General features: G+C 72.0%; 20 protein-coding genes. 6 read left to right on the forward strand and 14 right to left on the reverse strand.

The features are described 5' to 3' along the window. Nucleotides 1-4 precede the first annotated feature (4 nt). Nucleotides 5-910 carry a TAXI family TRAP transporter solute-binding subunit gene (locus ACZ6S0_RS20025; protein ID WP_465919543.1) on the forward strand — a complete coding sequence of 302 codons (906 nt, stop codon included), beginning with the start codon at nucleotides 5-7 and terminating at the stop codon, nucleotides 908-910. Here ACZ6S0_RS20025 and ACZ6S0_RS20030 read toward each other — a convergent pair. From ACZ6S0_RS20030 to ACZ6S0_RS20050, 5 genes are all read right to left on the reverse strand, one after another. Beyond that, nucleotides 901-2,247, reverse strand: coding sequence for a sensor histidine kinase (locus ACZ6S0_RS20030; protein WP_465919546.1), 1,347 nt, complete (start codon nucleotides 2,245-2,247; stop codon nucleotides 901-903). The two genes, ACZ6S0_RS20025 and ACZ6S0_RS20030, sit on opposite strands and share 10 nt — an antisense overlap. Further along, entirely contained in the window at nucleotides 2,244-2,909 is a 666-nt protein-coding gene (locus tag ACZ6S0_RS20035; RefSeq protein WP_465919548.1) for a response regulator transcription factor, read from the reverse strand. The genes ACZ6S0_RS20030 and ACZ6S0_RS20035 overlap by 4 nt, the downstream gene beginning before the upstream one ends. A gap of 9 nt (nucleotides 2,910-2,918) precedes the next feature. Further along, nucleotides 2,919-4,232 (reverse strand): MFS transporter, encoded by a 1,314-nt coding sequence (locus tag ACZ6S0_RS20040; RefSeq protein ID WP_465919551.1) that lies wholly within the window; start codon nucleotides 4,230-4,232, stop codon nucleotides 2,919-2,921. A 183-nt stretch (nucleotides 4,233-4,415) separates the two neighbouring features. Beyond that, the gene (locus ACZ6S0_RS20045; RefSeq protein WP_465919554.1) at nucleotides 4,416-5,447 is read right to left on the reverse strand and encodes a GNAT family N-acetyltransferase; all 1,032 of its coding nucleotides are present in this window, start codon (nucleotides 5,445-5,447) and stop codon (nucleotides 4,416-4,418) included. A gap of 86 nt (nucleotides 5,448-5,533) precedes the next feature. Beyond that, a complete protein-coding gene (locus ACZ6S0_RS20050) occupies nucleotides 5,534-5,779 on the reverse strand; it encodes a DUF2630 family protein (RefSeq protein WP_465919555.1) in 246 nt (81 codons plus the stop codon). A 248-nt stretch (nucleotides 5,780-6,027) separates the two neighbouring features. Here ACZ6S0_RS20050 and leuA point away from each other — a divergent pair, with 248 nt between their 5' ends. Continuing rightward, on the forward strand, nucleotides 6,028-7,734 hold the full coding sequence (gene leuA / locus ACZ6S0_RS20055; protein WP_465919557.1) for a 2-isopropylmalate synthase: 1,707 nt from the start codon (nucleotides 6,028-6,030) through the stop codon (nucleotides 7,732-7,734). A gap of 130 nt (nucleotides 7,735-7,864) precedes the next feature. Here the strand turns inward: leuA and ACZ6S0_RS20060 are convergent, their stop codons facing one another. Genes ACZ6S0_RS20060 through ACZ6S0_RS20070 form a run of 3 tightly spaced genes read right to left on the reverse strand, consistent with a single transcriptional unit; the run spans nucleotide 7,865 to nucleotide 9,789 of the window. After that, nucleotides 7,865-8,749, reverse strand: coding sequence for a hypothetical protein (locus ACZ6S0_RS20060; RefSeq protein ID WP_465919558.1), 885 nt, complete (start codon nucleotides 8,747-8,749; stop codon nucleotides 7,865-7,867). Further along, a complete protein-coding gene (locus ACZ6S0_RS20065; protein ID WP_465919559.1) occupies nucleotides 8,749-9,072 on the reverse strand; it encodes a PadR family transcriptional regulator in 324 nt (107 codons plus the stop codon). The genes ACZ6S0_RS20060 and ACZ6S0_RS20065 overlap by 1 nt, the downstream gene beginning before the upstream one ends. A gap of 24 nt (nucleotides 9,073-9,096) precedes the next feature. Further along, complete coding sequence (locus tag ACZ6S0_RS20070; RefSeq protein ID WP_465919561.1) at nucleotides 9,097-9,789, reverse strand: TetR/AcrR family transcriptional regulator; 693 nt, start codon at nucleotides 9,787-9,789, stop codon at nucleotides 9,097-9,099. Nucleotides 9,790-9,901: 112 nt separating this feature from the next. Between ACZ6S0_RS20070 and ACZ6S0_RS20075 the strand changes: the two genes are divergently transcribed. From ACZ6S0_RS20075 to ACZ6S0_RS20085, 3 genes are read left to right on the forward strand one after another with little or no spacing between them, the layout of a single operon-like run. Next, nucleotides 9,902-10,255 (forward strand): YrdB family protein, encoded by a 354-nt coding sequence (locus tag ACZ6S0_RS20075; protein ID WP_465919562.1) that lies wholly within the window; start codon nucleotides 9,902-9,904, stop codon nucleotides 10,253-10,255. Between the two features lie 2 nt (nucleotides 10,256-10,257). After that, nucleotides 10,258-11,169 carry an NAD-dependent epimerase/dehydratase family protein gene (locus ACZ6S0_RS20080; RefSeq protein ID WP_465919564.1) on the forward strand — a complete coding sequence of 304 codons (912 nt, stop codon included), beginning with the start codon at nucleotides 10,258-10,260 and terminating at the stop codon, nucleotides 11,167-11,169. Continuing rightward, nucleotides 11,166-12,053 carry a Gfo/Idh/MocA family protein gene (locus ACZ6S0_RS20085; protein ID WP_465919568.1) on the forward strand — a complete coding sequence of 296 codons (888 nt, stop codon included), beginning with the start codon at nucleotides 11,166-11,168 and terminating at the stop codon, nucleotides 12,051-12,053. Before ACZ6S0_RS20080 ends, ACZ6S0_RS20085 begins: the two co-directional genes overlap by 4 nt. 41 nt (nucleotides 12,054-12,094) lie before the next feature. On the opposite strand, the gene ACZ6S0_RS20090 is transcribed toward ACZ6S0_RS20085, so the two are convergent. Genes ACZ6S0_RS20090 through ACZ6S0_RS20105 form a run of 4 tightly spaced genes read right to left on the reverse strand, consistent with a single transcriptional unit; the run spans nucleotide 12,095 to nucleotide 16,508 of the window. After that, complete coding sequence (locus ACZ6S0_RS20090) at nucleotides 12,095-12,919, reverse strand: trypsin-like serine peptidase (RefSeq protein WP_465919571.1); 825 nt, start codon at nucleotides 12,917-12,919, stop codon at nucleotides 12,095-12,097. 57 nt (nucleotides 12,920-12,976) lie between these two features. Then, complete coding sequence (locus tag ACZ6S0_RS20095) at nucleotides 12,977-13,981, reverse strand: acetamidase/formamidase family protein (RefSeq protein ID WP_465919575.1); 1,005 nt, start codon at nucleotides 13,979-13,981, stop codon at nucleotides 12,977-12,979. Nucleotides 13,982-14,012: 31 nt separating this feature from the next. After that, entirely contained in the window at nucleotides 14,013-15,377 is a 1,365-nt protein-coding gene (locus tag ACZ6S0_RS20100; RefSeq protein WP_465919579.1) for an APC family permease, read from the reverse strand. 51 nt (nucleotides 15,378-15,428) lie between these two features. Further along, entirely contained in the window at nucleotides 15,429-16,508 is a 1,080-nt protein-coding gene (locus tag ACZ6S0_RS20105) for a substrate-binding domain-containing protein (protein ID WP_465919583.1), read from the reverse strand. A 47-nt stretch (nucleotides 16,509-16,555) separates the two neighbouring features. On the opposite strand from ACZ6S0_RS20105, the gene ACZ6S0_RS20110 reads away from it, so the two are divergent. After that, a complete protein-coding gene (locus tag ACZ6S0_RS20110) occupies nucleotides 16,556-17,002 on the forward strand; it encodes a MarR family winged helix-turn-helix transcriptional regulator (protein WP_465919586.1) in 447 nt (148 codons plus the stop codon). Nucleotides 17,003-17,092: 90 nt separating this feature from the next. Here ACZ6S0_RS20110 and ACZ6S0_RS20115 read toward each other — a convergent pair whose 3' ends face one another. Both ACZ6S0_RS20115 and ACZ6S0_RS20120 read right to left on the reverse strand, forming a co-directional pair. Further along, complete coding sequence (locus ACZ6S0_RS20115) at nucleotides 17,093-17,296, reverse strand: hypothetical protein (RefSeq protein WP_344892004.1); 204 nt, start codon at nucleotides 17,294-17,296, stop codon at nucleotides 17,093-17,095. Between the two features lie 90 nt (nucleotides 17,297-17,386). Further along, nucleotides 17,387-18,664, reverse strand: a complete 1,278-nt coding sequence (locus ACZ6S0_RS20120) for a Glu/Leu/Phe/Val family dehydrogenase (protein ID WP_465919589.1) — start codon at nucleotides 18,662-18,664, stop codon at nucleotides 17,387-17,389. Between the last annotated feature and the right edge of the window lie 108 nt (nucleotides 18,665-18,772).

The raw sequence follows: 18,772 nt of genomic DNA on the forward strand, positions 1-18,772 counted from the left end.
GTTCATGTTGATATCCCGCCGCGCGTTCCTGGGGCTGGCCGTGTTCGCGGCCGGTTGCTCGGGCGGCGGCGCGGCGTGGCCGGAGCTGCGGCTGGCGACCGGGCTGGCGGGCGGCCCGTACGGGCAGCTCGGCGACCGGCTGGCCGGGGAGCTGCGGCGCGACGGGCTGGGCGTGCGCGTGCTGGGCACCGCCGCCAGCGTCCAGAACCTGACCATGATGACCGACGGGCGGGCCGACGTGGGGTTCGCGCTGGCCGACAGCGCCGACGACGCGGTCCGCGTACGCCACCAGCCCGTCTCCGCCCTGGCCCGCATGTACATGAACTACGTGCACCTCGTCGTCGCCGCCGACTCGGCGATCACCGGGGTGGGGGAGCTGGCCGGGCGGGCCGTCTCCGTCGGCCTGGAGGGGTCGGGCACCGCGGTGACCGCCACCCGCGTGCTGGCCGCCGCCGGGCTGGAGCGGCCGCCCGAGATCTCCCGGCTGGGGCTGGACCCGTCCATCCAGGCGCTGCGGAGCGGGCGGGTCGAGGCGTTCTTCTGGTCGGGCGGCGTGCCCACGCCCGCGCTGGCGGCGCTCGGCGGCCTCCGGCTGTTGCCGCTGGAGCCGCTGGTGCCGGTGTTGCGCAGGGGGTACGGCCCCGTGTACGAGCACGCCTCGGTCCCGGCGGGCGCGTACGGCGGCGCGAAGCCCGTCCCGACCATCGGAACGCCCAGCTACCTGATGTGCCGGACGTCCCTGCCGGCCGACCTGGCGTACACGATCACCGAGACGCTGTTCCTGGCCCGCGACCGGCTCCAGGCGCCGTCGGCCCCCGGCGGGCGGCTCGACAGGCGGTACGCCATCGGCACCGGCGTCGTGCCCCTGCACCCGGGAGCCGCCCACTACTACCGGTCCGTCTACGGCTGAGGCGGCTTCGGCGGATGCGCCGGGAGGCGCAGCTCGACCGTCAGGCCGTGCGGCGCGGCCGGGAGCAGGCGGAGCGCGGCGCCGGACGCGTCGGCGAGTTCGGCGGCGATGGCCAGGCCCAGGCCACTGCCCGGCACGTTCGCGTGGGCGCCGGAGCGCCAGAACCGGCCCGGCGCCTGCGCCCGCTCCTCCTCGCTCAGGCCGGGCCCGTCGTCCGTCACGCGCAGCACGCCGTCCGCCAGCGCGACGGTCACCGTGCCGCCCTCGGGGACGAACTTCTGGGCGTTGTCCAGGGCGATGTCCGCGATCCTGGCCGCCGCCTCCGGCACGGGGGCGGGTTCGGGCAGGTCGGCCACCAGGCGTACGCCCTTGGCCGCGTACACCTCCCGCCAGGCCGCCAGCCGCGCCCCCAGCTCGGCCTCCCTGCCCTCGGCCCCCGCGCCCACCTCCACCCGGGCCAGCGTCAGCAGGTCCTCCACCAGCAGCGCCAGTCGGTCCAGCTCGCCCATCGCCTCCTCGAACTCCGCCGTCCCCTCGCGCCGCAGATGCGGCTCCAGGTTCTCCAGCCGCAGCCCGAGCACGGTCAGCGGGGTACGCAACTCGTGGGAGGCGTCGGCCACGAACGCCCGCTGCCGCGCCATCGCGCCGGCGACCGCGTCGGCCATCGCGTTGAAGCGTTCCTCCAGTCGCCGCAGCTCCGAGGGGCCGACGCCGGGGTGGGCCCGCGCGTCCAGCCTGCCCTGCGCGATGGCCCGCGTGGTGCGGTCGAGTTCGGTGACCGGCCGCAGGATCCAGCGGGCCAGCCCCCGGGCCGCCAGCACCGAGTAGGCCAGCGCGACCATCGCGCCGAGCGCCAGCCCGCCCCACACCAGCGACACGTCCAGCCGGGCCCGGTCGGTCGGGGCCTGCAGCAGCACCACCCCGGACACCTGCGCGTCGCGCCCGGCCGGCTCGGCCAGCAGCACCGTGGCCGGGCCGAACGGGCTGACCGTGGGCAGGTCCTCGGTCGTGCGGCCGGACAGCGCCAGCCGCACCGCCTCGCGGTCGTCGGCCTCGAAGCGCCCCGCGGTGAGCACGACGGAGCCGTCGCGGTCGCGGACGCGCACGGCCGCGCCGTACAGGTCGGCGTAGCGGTCGACCTCGGAGACCAGGCCCGCGTGGTCGTCGTCGCGGGCCGCCTGGTCGGCCAGCTCCGCGAAGCGGGTGGCGTCGGCGCGGCGGTCGAGCAGCAGCCGGTTCGTCCGGTGCGAGGCGTAGGCCAGCCCCAGCGGCACCGCCAGCGCCGCGACCAGGAACACGATCAGCGTCGTGAACGTGATCACCAGCCGCGAGTTCACGCCGTCGAGCCCAGCCGGTAGCCGGTCCCGCGCAGCGTCTCCACCAGGCCGGGCCGGCCGGTCTTGGAGCGCAGGTTGGCCACGTGCACGTCCAGCGAGCGCGAGGCCGACAGCAGCGGGTCGCCCCAGACCTCGTCGAGGATCTCCTCCCTGCCGCGCACCACGCCCGGCTCGCGCGCCAGCAGCGCCAGCAGGTCGAACTCGCGCCGGGTCAGCGTCACCGGCTCCCCGGCCACCGTGACCTGCCGGGACTCCAGGTCGATGCGCACGTCGCCGACGCTCACCACGTCGTCGCGGGGCGGGCGCGGGCGGGTGCCGCGCCGTACGACCGCCTCCATGCGGGCCATCAGCTCGACCGTGCGGAACGGCTTGACCAGGAAGTCGTCGGCCCCGGAGCGCAGGCCGCGCAGCACCTCGCGCTCCTCGGTACGGGCCGTGACCACGATCAGCGGCACCACCGACACCCGTCGCAGGCGGCGCAGCACATCGAGCCCGTCCATGTCGGGCAGACCCAGGTCCAGCAGGACGAAGTCGACGCCCCCCGCCAGGCGGAGGACGTCGACGGCCAGGCCCGTCCTGGCGACCTGGTGGCCGTGCCGGGCGAGGGCCGTGGTGAGCGCCGAGGCGAGCCGATCGTCGTCCTCGACCAGGAGAACGCGCATGTCGCCAGGTTAGACGCGCGACGGCAGCGCTTCCTCCGTGGCCTGCTCGGCCCGGGAGAGCGCGGCGTCCCTGGTCTCGCGCATGGTGAGGTAGACGACGAGGGACACGGCGGCGAGACCGGAGACGTACCAGAAGAAGCCCGACTCGATGCCGTTGTCCTTGAACCACAGCGCCACGTACTCGGCGGTGCCGCCGAACAGGGCGTTCGCGATCGCGTACGGGAGGGCCACGCCGAGCGCGCGTATGTTGGTCGGGAACAGTTCGGCCTTCACCACGGCGTTGATCGAGGTGTAGCCGGTGACGACGAGCAGCCCGGCGAGCGAGAGCACCAGCGCGCCGCCGAAGCCGCCGACCCCGCCGAGCGCGGTCATGAGCGGCACCGTGCCCACCATCGACCCGATCCCGAACGTGATCAGCAACGGCCTGCGCCCGATCCGGTCCGACAGCGCCCCCGCCGCCGGTTGCAGGCACATGAAGACGAACAACGCGCAGAAGCTCACCAGCGTGGCCGTCTCCTTGGGCAGGCCGGCCGTGTTCGACAGGTATTTCGTGAGGTAGGTCGTGTAGGTGTAGTACGCGACCGTGCCGCCCATCGTCAGCGCGATGACCAGCAGCGCCTCCCTCTTGTGGGTGAGCAACTGCGCGATCGTGCCGCGGTCGGCCTGCTTGACCTCGCGCTCCTCCTCGTCGTACGCCTCCGTCTCCAGGAGGCTGCGGCGCAGGTAGAACACGACCGCGGCGGCCGCGGCGCCGACCACGAACGGGATGCGCCAGCCGTAGGAGTTCAGGGCCTCCTGGGTCATCGTGTTCTGCAGGACGATCTGCAGGCCGAGGCCGACGAGCTGGCCGGCGGTCATGGAGACGTACTGGAAGCTGGAGGCGAAGCCGCGCCGCCCGCGCGGTGTGGCCTCGGTGAGATACGTGGCGCTGGCCGCGTACTCGCCGCCGACCGACAGGCCCTGCAGCAGGCGGGCCACCACCAGCACCAGGGCCCCGAAGTAGCCGACCGCCTCATAGGTCGGGGCGATGGCGATCAGCAGGGCGCTGGCCGACATGAGCGTGACGGTGAGCGTGAGCGCCGCCTTGCGGCCCTTCCTGTCGGCGTAGCGGCCGAGCAGCCAGCCGCCGAGCGGGCGCATGAAGAAGCCGACGGCGAAGATGGCGGCCGTGTTGAGCAGCTTGGCCGTGTCGTTGCCCTCGGGGAAGAAGGAGGCGGCGAAGTAGACGGCGAAGCTGCTGTAGACGAACCAGTCGTACCACTCGACCAGATTGCCGACGGAACCGCCGAGCACGGCCTTCCACGGCACGCGTGCCTTGCTCACGAAGAACCTCCTGGATGGCTCCTGGGGGGTAGTTGGGTCAGAGCCTCGTGTCAGAAGGATGTTCGGGCAAGGGAGGCGGCGTCAGATCTAACGTCCGCTTAACATGATTTCTTACGCACGCTTAACGCCACCGCAACGGCAGGCTGCCACCCCCTTTTCGAGACCGTGGGCCTCGGCGGGCCGTCAGAGCGCCAGCCGCCACTCGCTCCACTCGTCGAAGAGCTGGAAGCCCATCGCCTCGTTGATGGCCAGCATGTGGGCGTTGGAGGTGGCGTTCCAGGTGATGACGCGTTCGAGGTGGGGCTCGTGCTCGCGCAGCCACAGCAGGTTGGCGACCTTGAGGAGCAGCCCCAGGCGGTGGCCGCGGTGCTCGCGCAGCACGGCCGTGTCGGACTGGTGGCCCCAGCCGTCGGAACGGTCGGCGTCGAGGAGGACGCGCGTGTAGCCGGCGGGGGCCCCGTCGGACGAGTGCCTGGCGATCATGGTGTAGCAGGTGCGGCGGGTGAGCGGGAGGGACTCTTCGCGGGCCCGCAGGCGGTCGACGGAGAACCGCATGTCCTCGATGTCGGCGTCGCGCGGGGCGTCGTTCATGCCGCCCATGAGCGTGGCCAGGTCGTCCAGCAGCTCGGGGCCCGCCGGGCCGATCCAGCGCTCCAGGTGGTAGCCGTCCACCTCGGGGCGCAGGCGTTCGAGCGCGGCCCAGTCGGCCGTACGCAGGTCGAGCGTGCGGCGGGCCTGCGCGAGCGCGACCGTCATCCCGCGCGCGGCGGCGAAGCGCGCGCCCGAGCTGCCCGCCAGCGCCTCGCCCAGCAGCAGCGTACGGCCGTGCGCGCGCAGGCGCTCGACCGCGTGGCCGAACAACGCCTCACCGAGGCCCCGGCCCCGCCGCTCGGGCCGCACCACCAGGGGGAACAGCCAGCCCATGTGGGTGTTGTCGTGCTGGGACAGCGCCAGCGCGTAGCCGCCCATGACCTTGCCGCCCTCGGTCACCACCCACGCCTCCGCGCGCTCGCCCGCCCCGCCCGTCGTGACCAGGTGGGAGAACATGGGCAGGGAGACCATGGGGCCCGCGTCCTCGTCGCTGCCCGTCACGAACGCGTCGTGCAGGCCCGTGACCAGGTCACCGGGGTCGTCGAGGTCGATCGGCTGGATCCGCATGGGGCCAGCAAAACGCAGGCGCGCCCGCCTCCGCCACCGAATATCGACCCGCCTCATCGGCCCCAGCTCCACGGCTCCGGCTCATCAGCCCCGGCTCATCGGCACGGGCTCGTCGACCCCAGCTCATCGACCCTGGCGCGCGCTCACTGCCGGTAGTTCGCCACCTCGGTGGCCGGGCGGGCGACGGCGCCGTCGGGGTCCTCGCCCGCGCCGCGCCTGGCCCTGCGCTGGCGCAGCAGATCCCAGCACTGGTCGAGCGCGGACTCCAGCTCCTTGACGCGCGCGTGCTCCTCGTCGGTGGTGACCTGGCCTGCGGAGAGCCGGTCACGCAGCTCGCGCTCCTCGGTGACCAGAGCGCTGATCGTGGTGAGAATCTCGTCGTCTCGCATGTCCTCGACTCTAGTCACCGCCAGGAAGCACACGGCGGTCTCCGCCGGTGCCTCCGCGATGAGCAGCGGTTTCTCAAGATTCGAGATGTTGCACGGTCCACTCCGAGACGTCTGGTAGCGTTCATGGCATGCTGCGCGGGCTGCTTCTTAGCTGCCGCGGCGGGGGCCTTTAAGGCCGGCTCCCTCGCCGCGGAGCGAGCCATGCGCGTCGGCCGCTTCCTTTCTGAGACCGACGAGGAGCACCAGCCATGACCGCCCAGCAGCCCAGCCCCATGCCGATCCATCGCTACCAGCCGTTCGAGCCCGTCCGGCTGACCGACCGCACCTGGCCCGACAAGGTCATCACCGAGGCGCCGCGCTGGTGCGCGGTCGACCTGCGCGACGGCAACCAGGCCCTGATCGATCCGATGGACTCCCACCGCAAGCTCCAGATGTTCGAGCTGCTGGTACGCATGGGCTACAAGGAGATCGAGGTGGGCTTCCCGGCCGCCTCGCAGACCGACTTCGACTTCGTCCGGCAGATCATCGAGGAAGACCGCATCCCCGGCGACGTGGTCATCCAGGTGCTGACGCAGGCCAGGCCCGAGCTGATCGAGCGTACCTTCGAGGCCATCGAGGGCGCCGGGCGGGCCATCGTCCACCTGTACAACTCGACCTCCACCCTGCAGCGCCGCGTCGTCTTCGGCCAGGACAAAGAGGGCATCACCGCCATCGCGGTCGAGGGCGCCAAACTGGTCAAGAAGCTGGCCGACGCCACCGACGTCGACGTGTACTTCCAATACTCGCCCGAGTCGTTCACCGGCACCGAGCTGGAATACGCCGTCGAGATCTGCGACGCCGTCAACGACGTGTGGCAGCCCACCCCCGACCGCAAGGTGATCATCAACTTGCCCGCCACGGTCGAGATGGCCACCCCCAACGTCTACGCCGACCAGATCGAGTGGATGCACCGCCACCTCCAGCGCCGCGACTCGATCGTGCTGTCGCTGCACCCGCACAACGACCGGGGCACCGCCGTGGCCGCCGCCGAGCTGGGCTACCTGGCCGGCGCCGACCGCATCGAGGGCTGCCTGTTCGGCAACGGCGAGCGCACCGGCAACGTCTGCCTGGTCACCCTGGGGATGAACCTGTTCTCGCAGGGCGTCGACCCCGAGATCGACTTCAGTGACATCGACGAGATCCGCCGCGTCACCGAATACTGCAACCAGTTGCCCGTGCACCCGCGCCACCCGTGGGGTGGCGAGCTGGTCTACACCGCCTTCTCCGGCTCCCACCAAGACGCGATCAAGAAGGGCTTGGAGCACCTCGACCGCGACGCGGCGGCCGCGGGCGTGCCGGTCGACGAGTTCTCCTGGGCGGTGCCCTACCTGCCCATCGACCCGAAGGACATCGGGCGCTCGTACGAGGCCGTCATCCGGGTCAACAGCCAGTCCGGCAAGGGCGGGGTGGCCTACATCATGAAGGCCGACCACCAGCTCGACCTGCCGCGGCGGCTGCAGATCGAGTTCTCCAAGGTCGTGCAGGCGCGTACCGACAGCGAGGGCGGCGAGATCAGCCCCGCGGCGATGTTCGAGATCTTCCGCGACGAATACCTGCCCAACCCGGCCAGGCGCTGGGGCCGTCTCAGCCTGATGGCCCACCGCCACGAGTCGACCGTCGACGACAAAGACCGCATCAGCGCCGACGTACGCCTCGACGGGGAGATCCGGGAGATCTCCGGCACCGGCAACGGCCCGATCTCGGCCTTCATCGACGCCATCGCGGGGGTCGGCATCCAGGTGCGGGTGCTCGACTACGTGGAGCACGCGATGAGCGCGGGCACCGACGCCAAGGCCGCCTCCTACCTGGAGTGCGAGGCCAACGGGCAGGTGCTGTGGGGCGTGGGCGTCGACGCCAACACCACCACGGCCTCACTCAAGGCCATCATCTCCGCGGTCAACCGCGCCTCGCGCTGACGCAGCGCCGCGGTGACGCGGTGACACGGTGACGGACTGACCGCGCTGACCACAGGTGAGGGCGAAAGGGGGCGCGGCCTGCCACAGGCCGCGCCCCTTACGCGAGGCCGAGCCGGTCCAGCGTGGCCCTTTACCCGAGGGTGAGCTGGCCCAGGGTGGCGCGGCCCTGCCTGAGCGCGCTCCTCGCGACCAGTGTCGCCATCCCGATGCTGACCAGCGCGCTGACCGCCGTCGCCGCCAGGAACCCCGGTGACGCCTGCGTCAGGCCCATGGCCAGCAGGGCGGCCACGGCCAGCCAGCCGAGCGCGTTCAGGATGGCGGCCACCGCGAGCGTGGCGCCGCTCCCGCGTACGTCGGGCCCGAGCGCCGGGGTGCGGGCCGCGATCGACGGCAGCGGCAGCACCAGCGCCAGCACGAGCGGCGCCATGAAGCCGCCGAGCATCGCGTCGCCCAGCGGCCCGACGGGGTATCCGACGTCGGCGTGGACCATCCGGTAGAACAGGTCGCAGACCAGCCACACCGGTAGGGCGATGACCGGGGCGGTCATGACCACCCCTCGCGCGGTGCGGCGCGTGACGGCGCCGGCGGACGGCCGCCCCAGGGCGCCGAACGAGCTGATCAGCAGCGATATCACCGACAGCACGCCGGTCGCGGCCGCCGCGACGAACAGTGACGTCGCCGTCCTGGCCACGTGTTCGGCGGTCGTCCCCAGACCGGCCGCCTGGGCCCAGACGCCGTGGAGGCTGGGCACGTCGCGTACGCCGGGGTTCCACAGGGTGAGCAGCCCGTAGGCGGCGACGGGCAGCAGGAACGCGAGCGGGATCCGGATCCTGAGGGGCTCGGCCCCGGGGATGCGCCTGCGGTGCAGCCAGGCGTCGGCGGCGCCGGCGACCAGGTCGAGCACCGTGCGTACGCGGACCGGCCGGGCGGCGACCAGCTCGGCCACCTCGTCGGCGTAGCGCCGCCGCCACGGCTTCGGGTAGAGCCTCAGCACGGCCCGTGCCATCGCCCGCATCACGCCTGCCCCCAAGCCACGCGCCTGTTGCCCGCCTGTTCGACCCGGCGCAGTGTGGCGAGTTGCTCGCGCAGCGCGTCGCGCCCGCTCTCGGTGATCCGGTACGGCTTGCGCCGCTCGGCCGTCTGCACCGCCTCGATCCAGCCGCGCTCCTCCAGCCGCATCAGCGCCCCGTAGAGGGTGCCCGGTTCCAGCGACGTGCCCGAGAACTCCTCGATGTCACCGATCATGCGGTAGCCATGCTTCTGCCCCTCCGCGAGGCTGATGAGCACCAGCAGCGCCACGTCCGTGAAGCGGCCCAGCTCTTGTGTCCTGCGTGCCATGTATTAAGTAAAACTTAGTAAGTCTTACTGAGCAAGCCCCATGGTGTCCGCCATGAGCCGCATGGCGTGCTCGTACGCCGGGCGCCGGTCCTCGAAGACGTTGTTGAACTGGCCGAACACCTCGAAGCTGACCCATCCGTACAACGCGGTCCACGCCGAGAGGGCACGCCAGACGATGGCCTCGGGCACCTCGGGCATGAGCGCGCTCAGATCGGCCGCCTTCGCCTCCAGCTCGGGCGGTAGCTCGGCGTCGCGGGCGATCAGCGCGCCCGCCCGCCAGGCGTCGGAGACGATGCGGCCCATCACGATGACGTCGCGCGAGCGGGCCTCGATGGTGTCCTCTGGCGCGTGGTAGCCGGGCACGGGGGAGCCGTAGATCAGCGCGTACTCGTGGGGGTGCGCCACCGCCCAGTCGCGCACCGCGTGGCAGACGGCCAGCCAGCGGCGGCGGAAGCCCTCGCGGGGCTGGGTGGCCTCGGCCCGCTCGACGGCCTCGCCGAGCGCGTTGTAGCCGTCGATGATCAGCGCGGTGAGCAGGTCGTCCCGGCTCGGGAAATAGCGGTAGATGGCCGAGGAGACCATGCCCATCTCGCGCGCCACGGCCCGCAGCGACAGGCCGCCGGCTCCCTCGGTGGCGAGCTGGCGCCGCGCGATGTCGGTGATCTCCCTGGTCAGCTCGGCCCTGACGCGTTCTCTTGCGGTACGGCTGGCGGTCATGGGGGCCAGACTATCAGAGCGGTGCCAAAAAACGAGAGCACTGCTCTTGACGAACACCGCTCTATTGAGAGAGCATTGCTCTCGAAAGCGAACGCCTGACCCGGAGGCTCCGATGCCCGCCCTGGCCAAGAACGCCAACGCCCTGCTGATGTTCCTCCTGGAGCTCGGCGTGCTGGTCTCGGCGGGATACTGGGGTTTCACCGTCAGCCCGCACTGGGGGCTCAAGCTGCTGGCCGGGCTCGGCGGGCCGGCGCTCCTCGTGCTCGCGTGGGCCCTGTTCGGGGCGGGCGGCGGCGTCAACGCCATCCTCCCGCTGACCGGACCGGCCCGCGCCGCGCTGGAGATCCTCTGGTTCGGCGGCGGCGCCCTGGCGCTCTACGCCTCGGGGCTGGTCACGTCCGCCGCGATCTTCTCCGTACTCTTCGTCGTCAACGCGGTTCTCCGCATCGTCTGGAACGAGGTCTGATCATGGGTAAGCACGTCGTCGTCGGTTCCGGCCAGGTCGGCCGGCACGTGGCCGTCAAGCTGCTGGCGCGGGGCCATGAGGTGGTCGTCGTGACTAGGTCGGGCAGCGGCCCGGAGGGCGCGGTCAAGGTGGCCGCCGACGTCGCGGACCGGGCCCGGCTGACCGAGCTGTGCGAGGGGGCCGACGTCCTCTACAACTGCGTCAACCCGCAGTACCACCGCTGGCTCACCGACTGGCCGCCGATGGCCGCCTCCTTCCTGACCGCCGCCGAGGCGAGCGGCGCCGTGTACGCGATGCTCGGCAACCTCTACCCGTACGGCCCCGTCTCGGTCCCCATGACCGAGGATCTGCCGCTCGCCTCCTCCGACCCCAAGTTCCGGGTACGCACCACGATGTGGAACGACGCCCTGGCCGCCCACGAGGCCGGCCGCATCAGGGCCACCGAGGTCCGCGGCTCCGACTACTTCGGCCCCGGCGCCACCGACCAGGGCTACCTGGGCGACCGGTTCCTCGCGCCGCTCAAGGCGGGAAAGACGATCCCGCTGGTCTGGCCCGCCGACGTGCCGCACAGTTGGACGTACCTGCCCGACGTGGCCGACGCCCTGATCACGGCCGGTGGCGACGAGCGCGCCTGGGGCCGCGCCTGGCACGTGCCCACCGCCGAGCCGCTGACCCTGCGCCAGGTGGGGGAGCGCATGGCCGCGCTGCTGGGCCGGCCCGCGCCCCGCATGGCCGTGCTGCCGTGGCCGCTGGTCAGGGTGGCCGGGCTGTTCTCGCCGATGCTCGGCGAACTGTCCCACACGCGCTACCAGTTCACCGCGCCGTTCGTGCTCGACTCCTCGGCCTTCCAGCGGACGTTCGGTGTCGCGCCCACGCCGATCGACGAAGCGCTCAAGGCTACGCTCGACGGGTGAAGATAGCCATGATCGGCCTCGGCGACATCGCGGAGAAGGCGTACCTGCCCGTGCTGGCCGCCCAGCCCGCCCTCGACCTGCACCTGTGCACCCGCAACGAGGCACGGCTGGACCGGCTCGGCGACACCTACCGGATCGCCGCCCGGTCCACGAGCCTGGATGAGGTGATCAAGGCCGGGGTCGACGCCGCGTTCGTGCACGCCGCCACCGACGCCCATCCCGAGCTGGTCGAGCCGCTGCTCAGCGCCGGGATCCACGTGTACGTCGACAAGCCGATCGCCTACACGCTGGCCGAGTCCGAGCAGCTCGTCCGCCTGGCCAGAGACGTGGACAGGTCGCTGATGGTGGGGTTCAACCGCCGCCACGCCCCCGGCTACGCGGAGCTGGCCGCCCACCCCCGCCACCTCGTCGTCATGGAGAAGAACCGCCACAGCCTGCCCGACTCCCCGCGCCGGGCCGTCTTCGACGACTTCATCCACGTGGCCGACACCCTCAGGTTCCTCGTCCCCGGCGAGGTCACCGGCACCACGATCAGGACCCGCGTCCGCGACGGGCTCATCGAGCACATCGTGCTGGAGCTGTCGGGTGACGGCTTCACCGCCATCGGGGTGATGAACCGGATGAGCGGCGCCGCGGAGGAGACCTGCGAGGCCATGGGCGACGGCGTCAAGCGGCGGGTGGTGAACCTCGGCGACGTCGTCGACTACCAGGGCGGCGAGCGGCTGGCCCGGCGGCCCGACTGGGTGCCGGTGGCCAGGCAGCGCGGGATCGAGCAGATCTCCCTGGAGTTCCTGGCCGCCGTCCGCGAGGGCCGCCGCGTCGACGCCGCCGACGCCCTGGCCACCCACGCGCTGTGCGAGGAAGTCGTCAGGCGGACGGCCTGATGGCAGAAGTCGTCAGGCGGACGGCCTGACCAGGGGAGGCGTCAGGTCGCCGGGGTGAGTCGCATCTCGCGGTCGGCCCTGGCGAGCAGGCGCTCGAAGCTCCGGCCGCCCAGCCGGGTCAGCACGGTGTAACCCTTGCGGTCGCTCAGCGGGCTGGACGACGACACGACCCCCGCCACCGCACCGCCGTACAGCGCGGGGCCGCCGCTGCCACCGGCGGCGGCGTGGCAGTTGTGGGTGACCATCACCCCCGGCCCTTCCGCGATGCCCTCGACCGTGTCGCCCAGGCACCGGTACATCGTCGTGCCCGGGTAGCCCTTGCCCGCCGGGTAGCCGAGCAGCTCGAGCCCGCGCAGCTCGGTCCCCCGGGTGGTGCTGAGCGTCCGCAGCCCGCGCCCGGTCACGGCCTCCAGCGGGCGCTTGCGGCGTACGACGCCGACCAGGCCCACGTCGTACGGCAGCAGGTCCGGCGAGTACGGCCGGGTGCGCCACCTGGCCGGCACCCACGTGCGGACGACCGGCCAGACCCCCAGCCGGGGCCGCCCCCGGTCGAACCCCGGCAGGAACGCGAGGTGCTCGAGCAGCCGCCCGTCGTGGTAGAGGCAGTGCGCGGCCGTCAGCACGAGGCTGCGGGAGCGCGAGCCGATCACCGTGCCGCCGCACAGGACGTCGGTCTTGGCGACCGGGTCGCGGCCGAGCAGCACCCCGGCCAGCCGCCGCGCCCCCGTGTAGGGACGCGGGACCGGCGCGTAGCCCAGGCGGTCGCCGTCAGGGGTGAGGATGCTGGGAGCGGGGACGTTGCGTTGCGCCACCTCGTTGACGGCAACTGGATCGAGCAGGACCAGAGACAGCACCAACCTGAGCACCCTCACACTCTATGGCGAAGATGATCAGTGCCTTGACCTGCGACATCAATGTTTACCCTAACTTGTGTACGCGGAACCCAGCGCGCGCAGCCGGGCGTGCGCCGACTCGTACACCGCCGTCGCCCCCAGATACGCCTTGGGCAGTTTGGCGACCATCGTGTAGTTGGTGTCGCACACGTTCCCGACCGGCGCCTGCCCGGCCTGGCTGACGAGCTGGTAGGCGTCGAGGGTGTCCAGCCCGGTCAGCTCGGAGGTCCAGGTGACCAGGTCGTGCTGACTGATCCGGTACGCGTCCTCCAGCGGCCGGGCCGACCCGGTGGACATCAGGTGCAGGTCGTCCTCCAGCCGCGGCCAGGGCGTGGCCACGCCCTTGATCAGCTCGACCGCGACGACGGTGTTCATGGCCGACTCGACCGCGGTCCCGCAGACCTCGCCGTGTCCCTGCAGCCCGTGGCCGTCGCCGATCGAGAACATCCCGCCCTCGACGTTGACCCCCAGGTAGACGGTGACGCCCGCGCGCAGCTCGGGGGTGTCCATGTTGCCGCCGTGCGCGTCGGGGGTGATGGTCATGCGGGCCTCGTTCGCGCCGGGGGCCACGCCGACGGTGCCGTGCATCGGGTCGAGGGGCAGCGCCACGCTGAAGTCGCTGTTGCGGGCGTGGTAGACGGCGACGTTCCGCTCCAGGTCGATGTCGTAGCGCCAGACCCGCTCGGCGAGCGGCGGCTGGAGCATGGCCGTGGTGTGCGTCCCGGTCAGCGCGCCGAAGTGGGGGAACGTCGTGGACACCGCCCAGTCCCTGGCCGGGGTGATCGCGATGAAGTGCAGGGCCAGCGTGTCGCCCGGCTCGGCGCCCTCGACGTGGAACGGGCCGGTCACGGGGTTCAGGTAGGGGAACTCGCACACCCGCGAGGGCAGGTCGGCGACGGTCGTGACCCGGCCGCCGAAGCAGTCCTCGGTGTACAGCTCCATGATCGTGCCCGGCCGTACCCGGCCGATGGCCGGGCGTCCCCCGAAGGTGTAGCTCAGCTCCTCCGGCGAGGGGTGGTAGGAGACGACGTTCACTGGACCTCCACGTTCACTTGACCTCCGACGTTCACTTGACCTCAGTGGGAAGGGCGGGCCTACGGCCCAGCAGGTACGACACGGCGAGGACGACCAGGCCGAGGGCCAGCCAGATGCCGCCGACCCACTGGGCCGCCACGTTCTGGTTGATCACGACCGCCACCAGGACGGCGAAGCCGATCGCGGGCGCGACCAGGTGCGCCCAGTAGTTGCGGCTGCCCCGCCTGATCACGTAGTGGACGACCACGGCGACGTGCAGCAGCAGGAAGGCGCTCAGCGCGCCGAAGTTGACCAGGGAGGTCAGCTCGCCGATGCCGTTCTCGCGCATGCTCATGGAGACGCCGAGCACCAGTGAGACGGCGGCGACCAGCAGTGTCGCGTTGACGGGCACCCTGTGCCTGGGGTGCACCTTGGCCAGGAAGGCGGGGAGCTGGCGGTCGCGGGCCATCGCGAACAGCAGCCGCGAGGTGGCCGCCTGCGCCACCAGCGAGTTGGCGAAGCCCCAGGCGATGGCGGTGGCCACGGCGGTGAGCACGGCGAGCCACGGTCCGCCGGCGAACGCGGCGGTGTCGTAGAACGCGCTCCCCGCGGCGTCGCCCTCGGCGATCAGCCGCGCCCGGTCGGGGGTGAGCAGCGCCGCCACCCACGTCTGGACGACGAACAGCACGGCCGCCACCGCCAGCGCGGCCACCATGGAGCGGCCGAGGCGGCGGGCGTCCTCGCGGTTCTCCTCGGCCAGCGTCGAGATGCCGTCGAAGCCGAGGAACGACAGCACCGCCAGCGACGCCGCCGCGAGCACCACGCCCCAGGAGAAGGAGGAGGGGTCGAAGAGCGGGGTGAGCGCGCCGGTCTGCGCCTTGCCCTGGGCCAGCGCGATGCCGCCCACGACGAGGAAGATCGCCAGCACGGCCAGCTCGGCGACCAGCATGATCCGGGTGATCTTGGCCGTCATCTGGATGCCCAGGTAGTTGACGACCGTGTTGAGCACCACGAACACCAGCAGCCACGCCCAGACGGGAAGCGGTACGAAGGAGTTCATGGCCGTGCCGGCCACCAGGTAGAGCAGCGACGGCACGAGCACGTAGTCCAGCAGGATCGCCCAGCCGGCGAGGAAGCCGACCGGGGCGCCGATGCCGCGCCCGGCGTAGGTGTAGACCGATCCGGCCATCGGGAAGGCCCGCGCCATCTGCGCGTACGACAGCGCCGTGAACGCCATCGCCACCAGCCCGATCACGTACGCCATCGCCACCATCCCGTGGGAGGCGGTGAAGACGCTGCCGAAGATGCCGAAGGGCGCGATCGGCACCATGAAGATCAGGCCGTAGATCATCAGATCGGTGAATCCCAGGGACCGCTGGAGTTCCTGGCGGTAGCCGAACTGCTCGATTGTGCTCATGAACGGCTCCTTGGTGCATGAGGGTGATTGGCACCTTAGAGCCAAAGCTTTCTAATGAAAAGGTTTCTCTAGAAAGAAGTTCAGGCCGTCGGCCCTGCCGAGGTGGACGGGATGGCGTACCTGGTGATCGAAGAGCGTGAGCGTGCCGCGCGCCGTCGTGATGGCGGTGCCGTCGGCCACCGCGTCCAGCGCGGGCACCGTCAGCGAACCGGCCCGCGCGCACAGGGCCGCCAGCATCGCCACGGCCTCGTAGCAGCCGTGGCCGTGGGCGTTGAGCATGGGGGCGTCGTGGCCGAACCTGGCCGCGTAGCGCTCGGAGAAGCCGAGGCTGGCCTCGGTCGGCAGGTCGCGGAAGTAGCCCATCGACGCGTACAGCTCGCCGGTGGCGTCGCCGCCGATGCCCAGCAGGCCGTGCTCCTCCAGCGCGGCGCACAGCCGGGCCGCGCCGAGCCCGGAGGCCGCGTACGCGCGGTTGAAGGCGATCAGGTCGCTGCCGATCAGCGTCAGCAGGATCGCGTCCGGCCGGGCGTCGGCCACCCGCTCCAGCTGGCCGGCGGCCGCGCCGTGCTCGACGAGGCTCTCGCCCACCACCGTGGCGCCCGCCGCGCGCAGCCGCCTGCGGGCGCCGGCGTGCACCAGGCGCGGCCAGACGTAGTCGTTGCCCAGCAGGTACCACCGGCGCGCCCGCCCGGTGCGGACCAGCCGCTCGATGCCGGGGGCGAGCTGCCGGCCGGGGGTCTCGCCGAGGAAGTAGACGCCCGGCGCGCGGCCCCCGCCCTCGTACGGCGGCGCGTAGACGAACGGGACCCGCCCCGCGATCGCGGCCACCACCTCCACGCGCACGTCGCTGGCGTGGGCCCCGGCCGCCCCCGCCACCGTGCCCGAGCGCACCAGCCCGGCCACCTCGGCCGCCACCTCGCGCGCGGGCCGCCCGCCGTCGACGAGGACCAGCTCGACCGCCCGCCCCAGCAGGCCGCCCCGGGCGTTGATCTCCTCGGCGGCCAGCACGGCGCAGTTGATCGCGCAGGGGCCCATCAGGCCGAGCACCCCGGACACGGGGACGATCAGGGCGATCCTGATCGCCTCGGAAGGGAGCAGCCGCGCTTCGAGAGGGTCGACTGTCGCCGCCACGCCGACGAGTATCCTCCCTTCTAGCCCCCCGACGAAAGGGACCTTTCATGACCACCTCCGGCCTCGGGTCCTCGCTCGCCTACCTGCTCAGCCGTGCGGAGCGCAGCGTCAACCGCGGGCTGGCGGCGGTGCTCGCCGGTGAGGACGTCACGGTCGAGCAGTGGCGGATCATGCGAGCCCTGGCCGACGGCCGCGGCGAGTCGATGGGCGAGCTGGCCGAGGCCGTGCTGATGCCGCATCCCACGCTCACCAAGGCCGTCGACCGGCTCATCGACCGGGCGCTGGTCTACCGGGGGCCGTCGAAGGGCGATCGGCGGCGGGTGGCGGTGTTCGTCTCCGACAGGGGAGCCGAGTTGCTGGGCCGGATCGACGGGGCCGTGGCCGAGCAGCAGGGGACGATCGCGGCGGCGTTCGGGCGCGAGCGCACCGAGCAGCTCATGCGCGACCTGGAAAGCCTGGCGGAGGCGCTCGACTACGCCGAACTGCGGCCCTGACCAGCCTCGACGAGCCCGCGAAGGCCCTGACCAGCGCCGGCGAGCCCGCTGCGGCACAGCTCTGACCGGCCCTGCCGGGCCCGCGGCGGGTCAGCCCTGACCGCGGTTCTTGGCGCTGTCCACCCAGATCAGCACCACCACCCCGGCCAGGGCCACGCCCAGGTAGGCGGGCACGGGCAGATCGACGAGCCGGTGCAGGAACCCCCATTCGCTGTCGAACCACACGCGGCCGGCGAAACCGGCGAGCCCCTGGATGACGGCGATCACGGCCACGAAGTTGATGAGACCTCTCATGGCTCCACGGTCGCGGCACGGGGCCCGCCCAGGCATCGAACCTTGGGCGAGCCCCGTGCTACTAAAGTCGCGGCGCTGTCCGAGCCGCGCTCACGGGTAGAGGCCGCGCGTCTGGTGCGCCTCGGCCACCCGGCCCACGCCGATGACGTGCGCGGCCTGGCGGAGCGTCAGACCGCGGTCGGCGGCTGTCGAGGTGACCTCGGAGAAGGCGTCGAGCATCAGGTCGCGCAGCTTGAGCTCGACCTCCCCGGCGCTCCAGGAGCAGGACTGCAGGTTCTGGACCCACTCCAGGTACGACACGATCACCCCGCCCGCGTTGGCCAGGATGTCGGGCACGACCGTCGTGCCGCCCGCGGCGAGGATCTCGTCGGCCTCGGGCGTGGTGGGGCCGTTGGCCCCCTCGACGATCAGGCGGGCGCGGATCCTCGGCGCGTTCGCCTCGGTGATCGCGCCCTCCAGCGCGGCCGGGACGAGCACGTCGACGTCCAGCTCGAACAGGTCGTCGTGGGACATCGCGTCGGCCTGCGGGAAGCCGAGCACGCCCCCGCACTCGGCGACCCAGGCACGCAGCCGCGCGAGGTCGAGGCCCCCGGCGTTGTGGACGGCGCCGGTGGCGTCGGACACCGCCACCACCTTGAACCCGGCGTCGGACAGGTATTGCGCGGCCGGCGCGCCCACCTTGCCGAAGCCCTGCACGGCCACGGTCACGCCCTCGGGCGAGCGGCCGAGCGCGGCCAGCGTGGTGATCTGCACGCCGCGCGCGGTCGCGCCCGCGCGTCCGCGCGAGCCGCCCAGCGTCAACGGCTTGCCGGTGACCACCCCGGGCACCGAGTAGCCGGCGGTGACGCTGTAGGTGTCCATGATCCAGGCCATGGTCTGCTCGTCGGTGCCGACGTCGGGGGCCGGGATGTCCTTCTCCGGGCCGATCAGCGGCATGATCTCGTTGACGTAGCGGCGGGTCAGCCGCTCCAGCTCGCGGGTGGTGAGCCCGGTCGGGTCCACGGCCACGCCGCCTTTGGCGCCGCCGTACGGGATGCCGACCAGTGCGCACTTCCACGTCATCCACATCGCGAGCGCGGTGACCTCGTGGATGTCGGTGGCGGGATGAAAACGGAGCCCGCCCTTGGCCGGGCCGCGTGAGACGTTGTGCTGGACCCGGAAGCCCTGGACGACGTCCAGGGTGCCGTCCTCGCGCCGCACCGGGACCGAGACGGTCAGCGAGCGGCGTGGTGTGGCCAGCATCGTACGGAGCCCGTCGTCGAGCCCGAGCTGCCCGGCGGCCTGGTCGAGTTGGTGGAGCGCGGAGTCGAGGGCCTGACGGCCCGGGGTGATCAGGGCCGGCGTCTTTGACGGCACCATGATGCTCATGGCAGGAATTCCTCCTGGTATGTACGCCCTTTTTGCGGAAAAAGCGCCATTGCCTTCCCCGTTTGGGCGTTGTTGTCACGATCATCCTAAGGCGGGAGGTTTGGCCTT

It is taken from the genome of Nonomuraea sp. NPDC051298 (assembly GCF_055586305.1).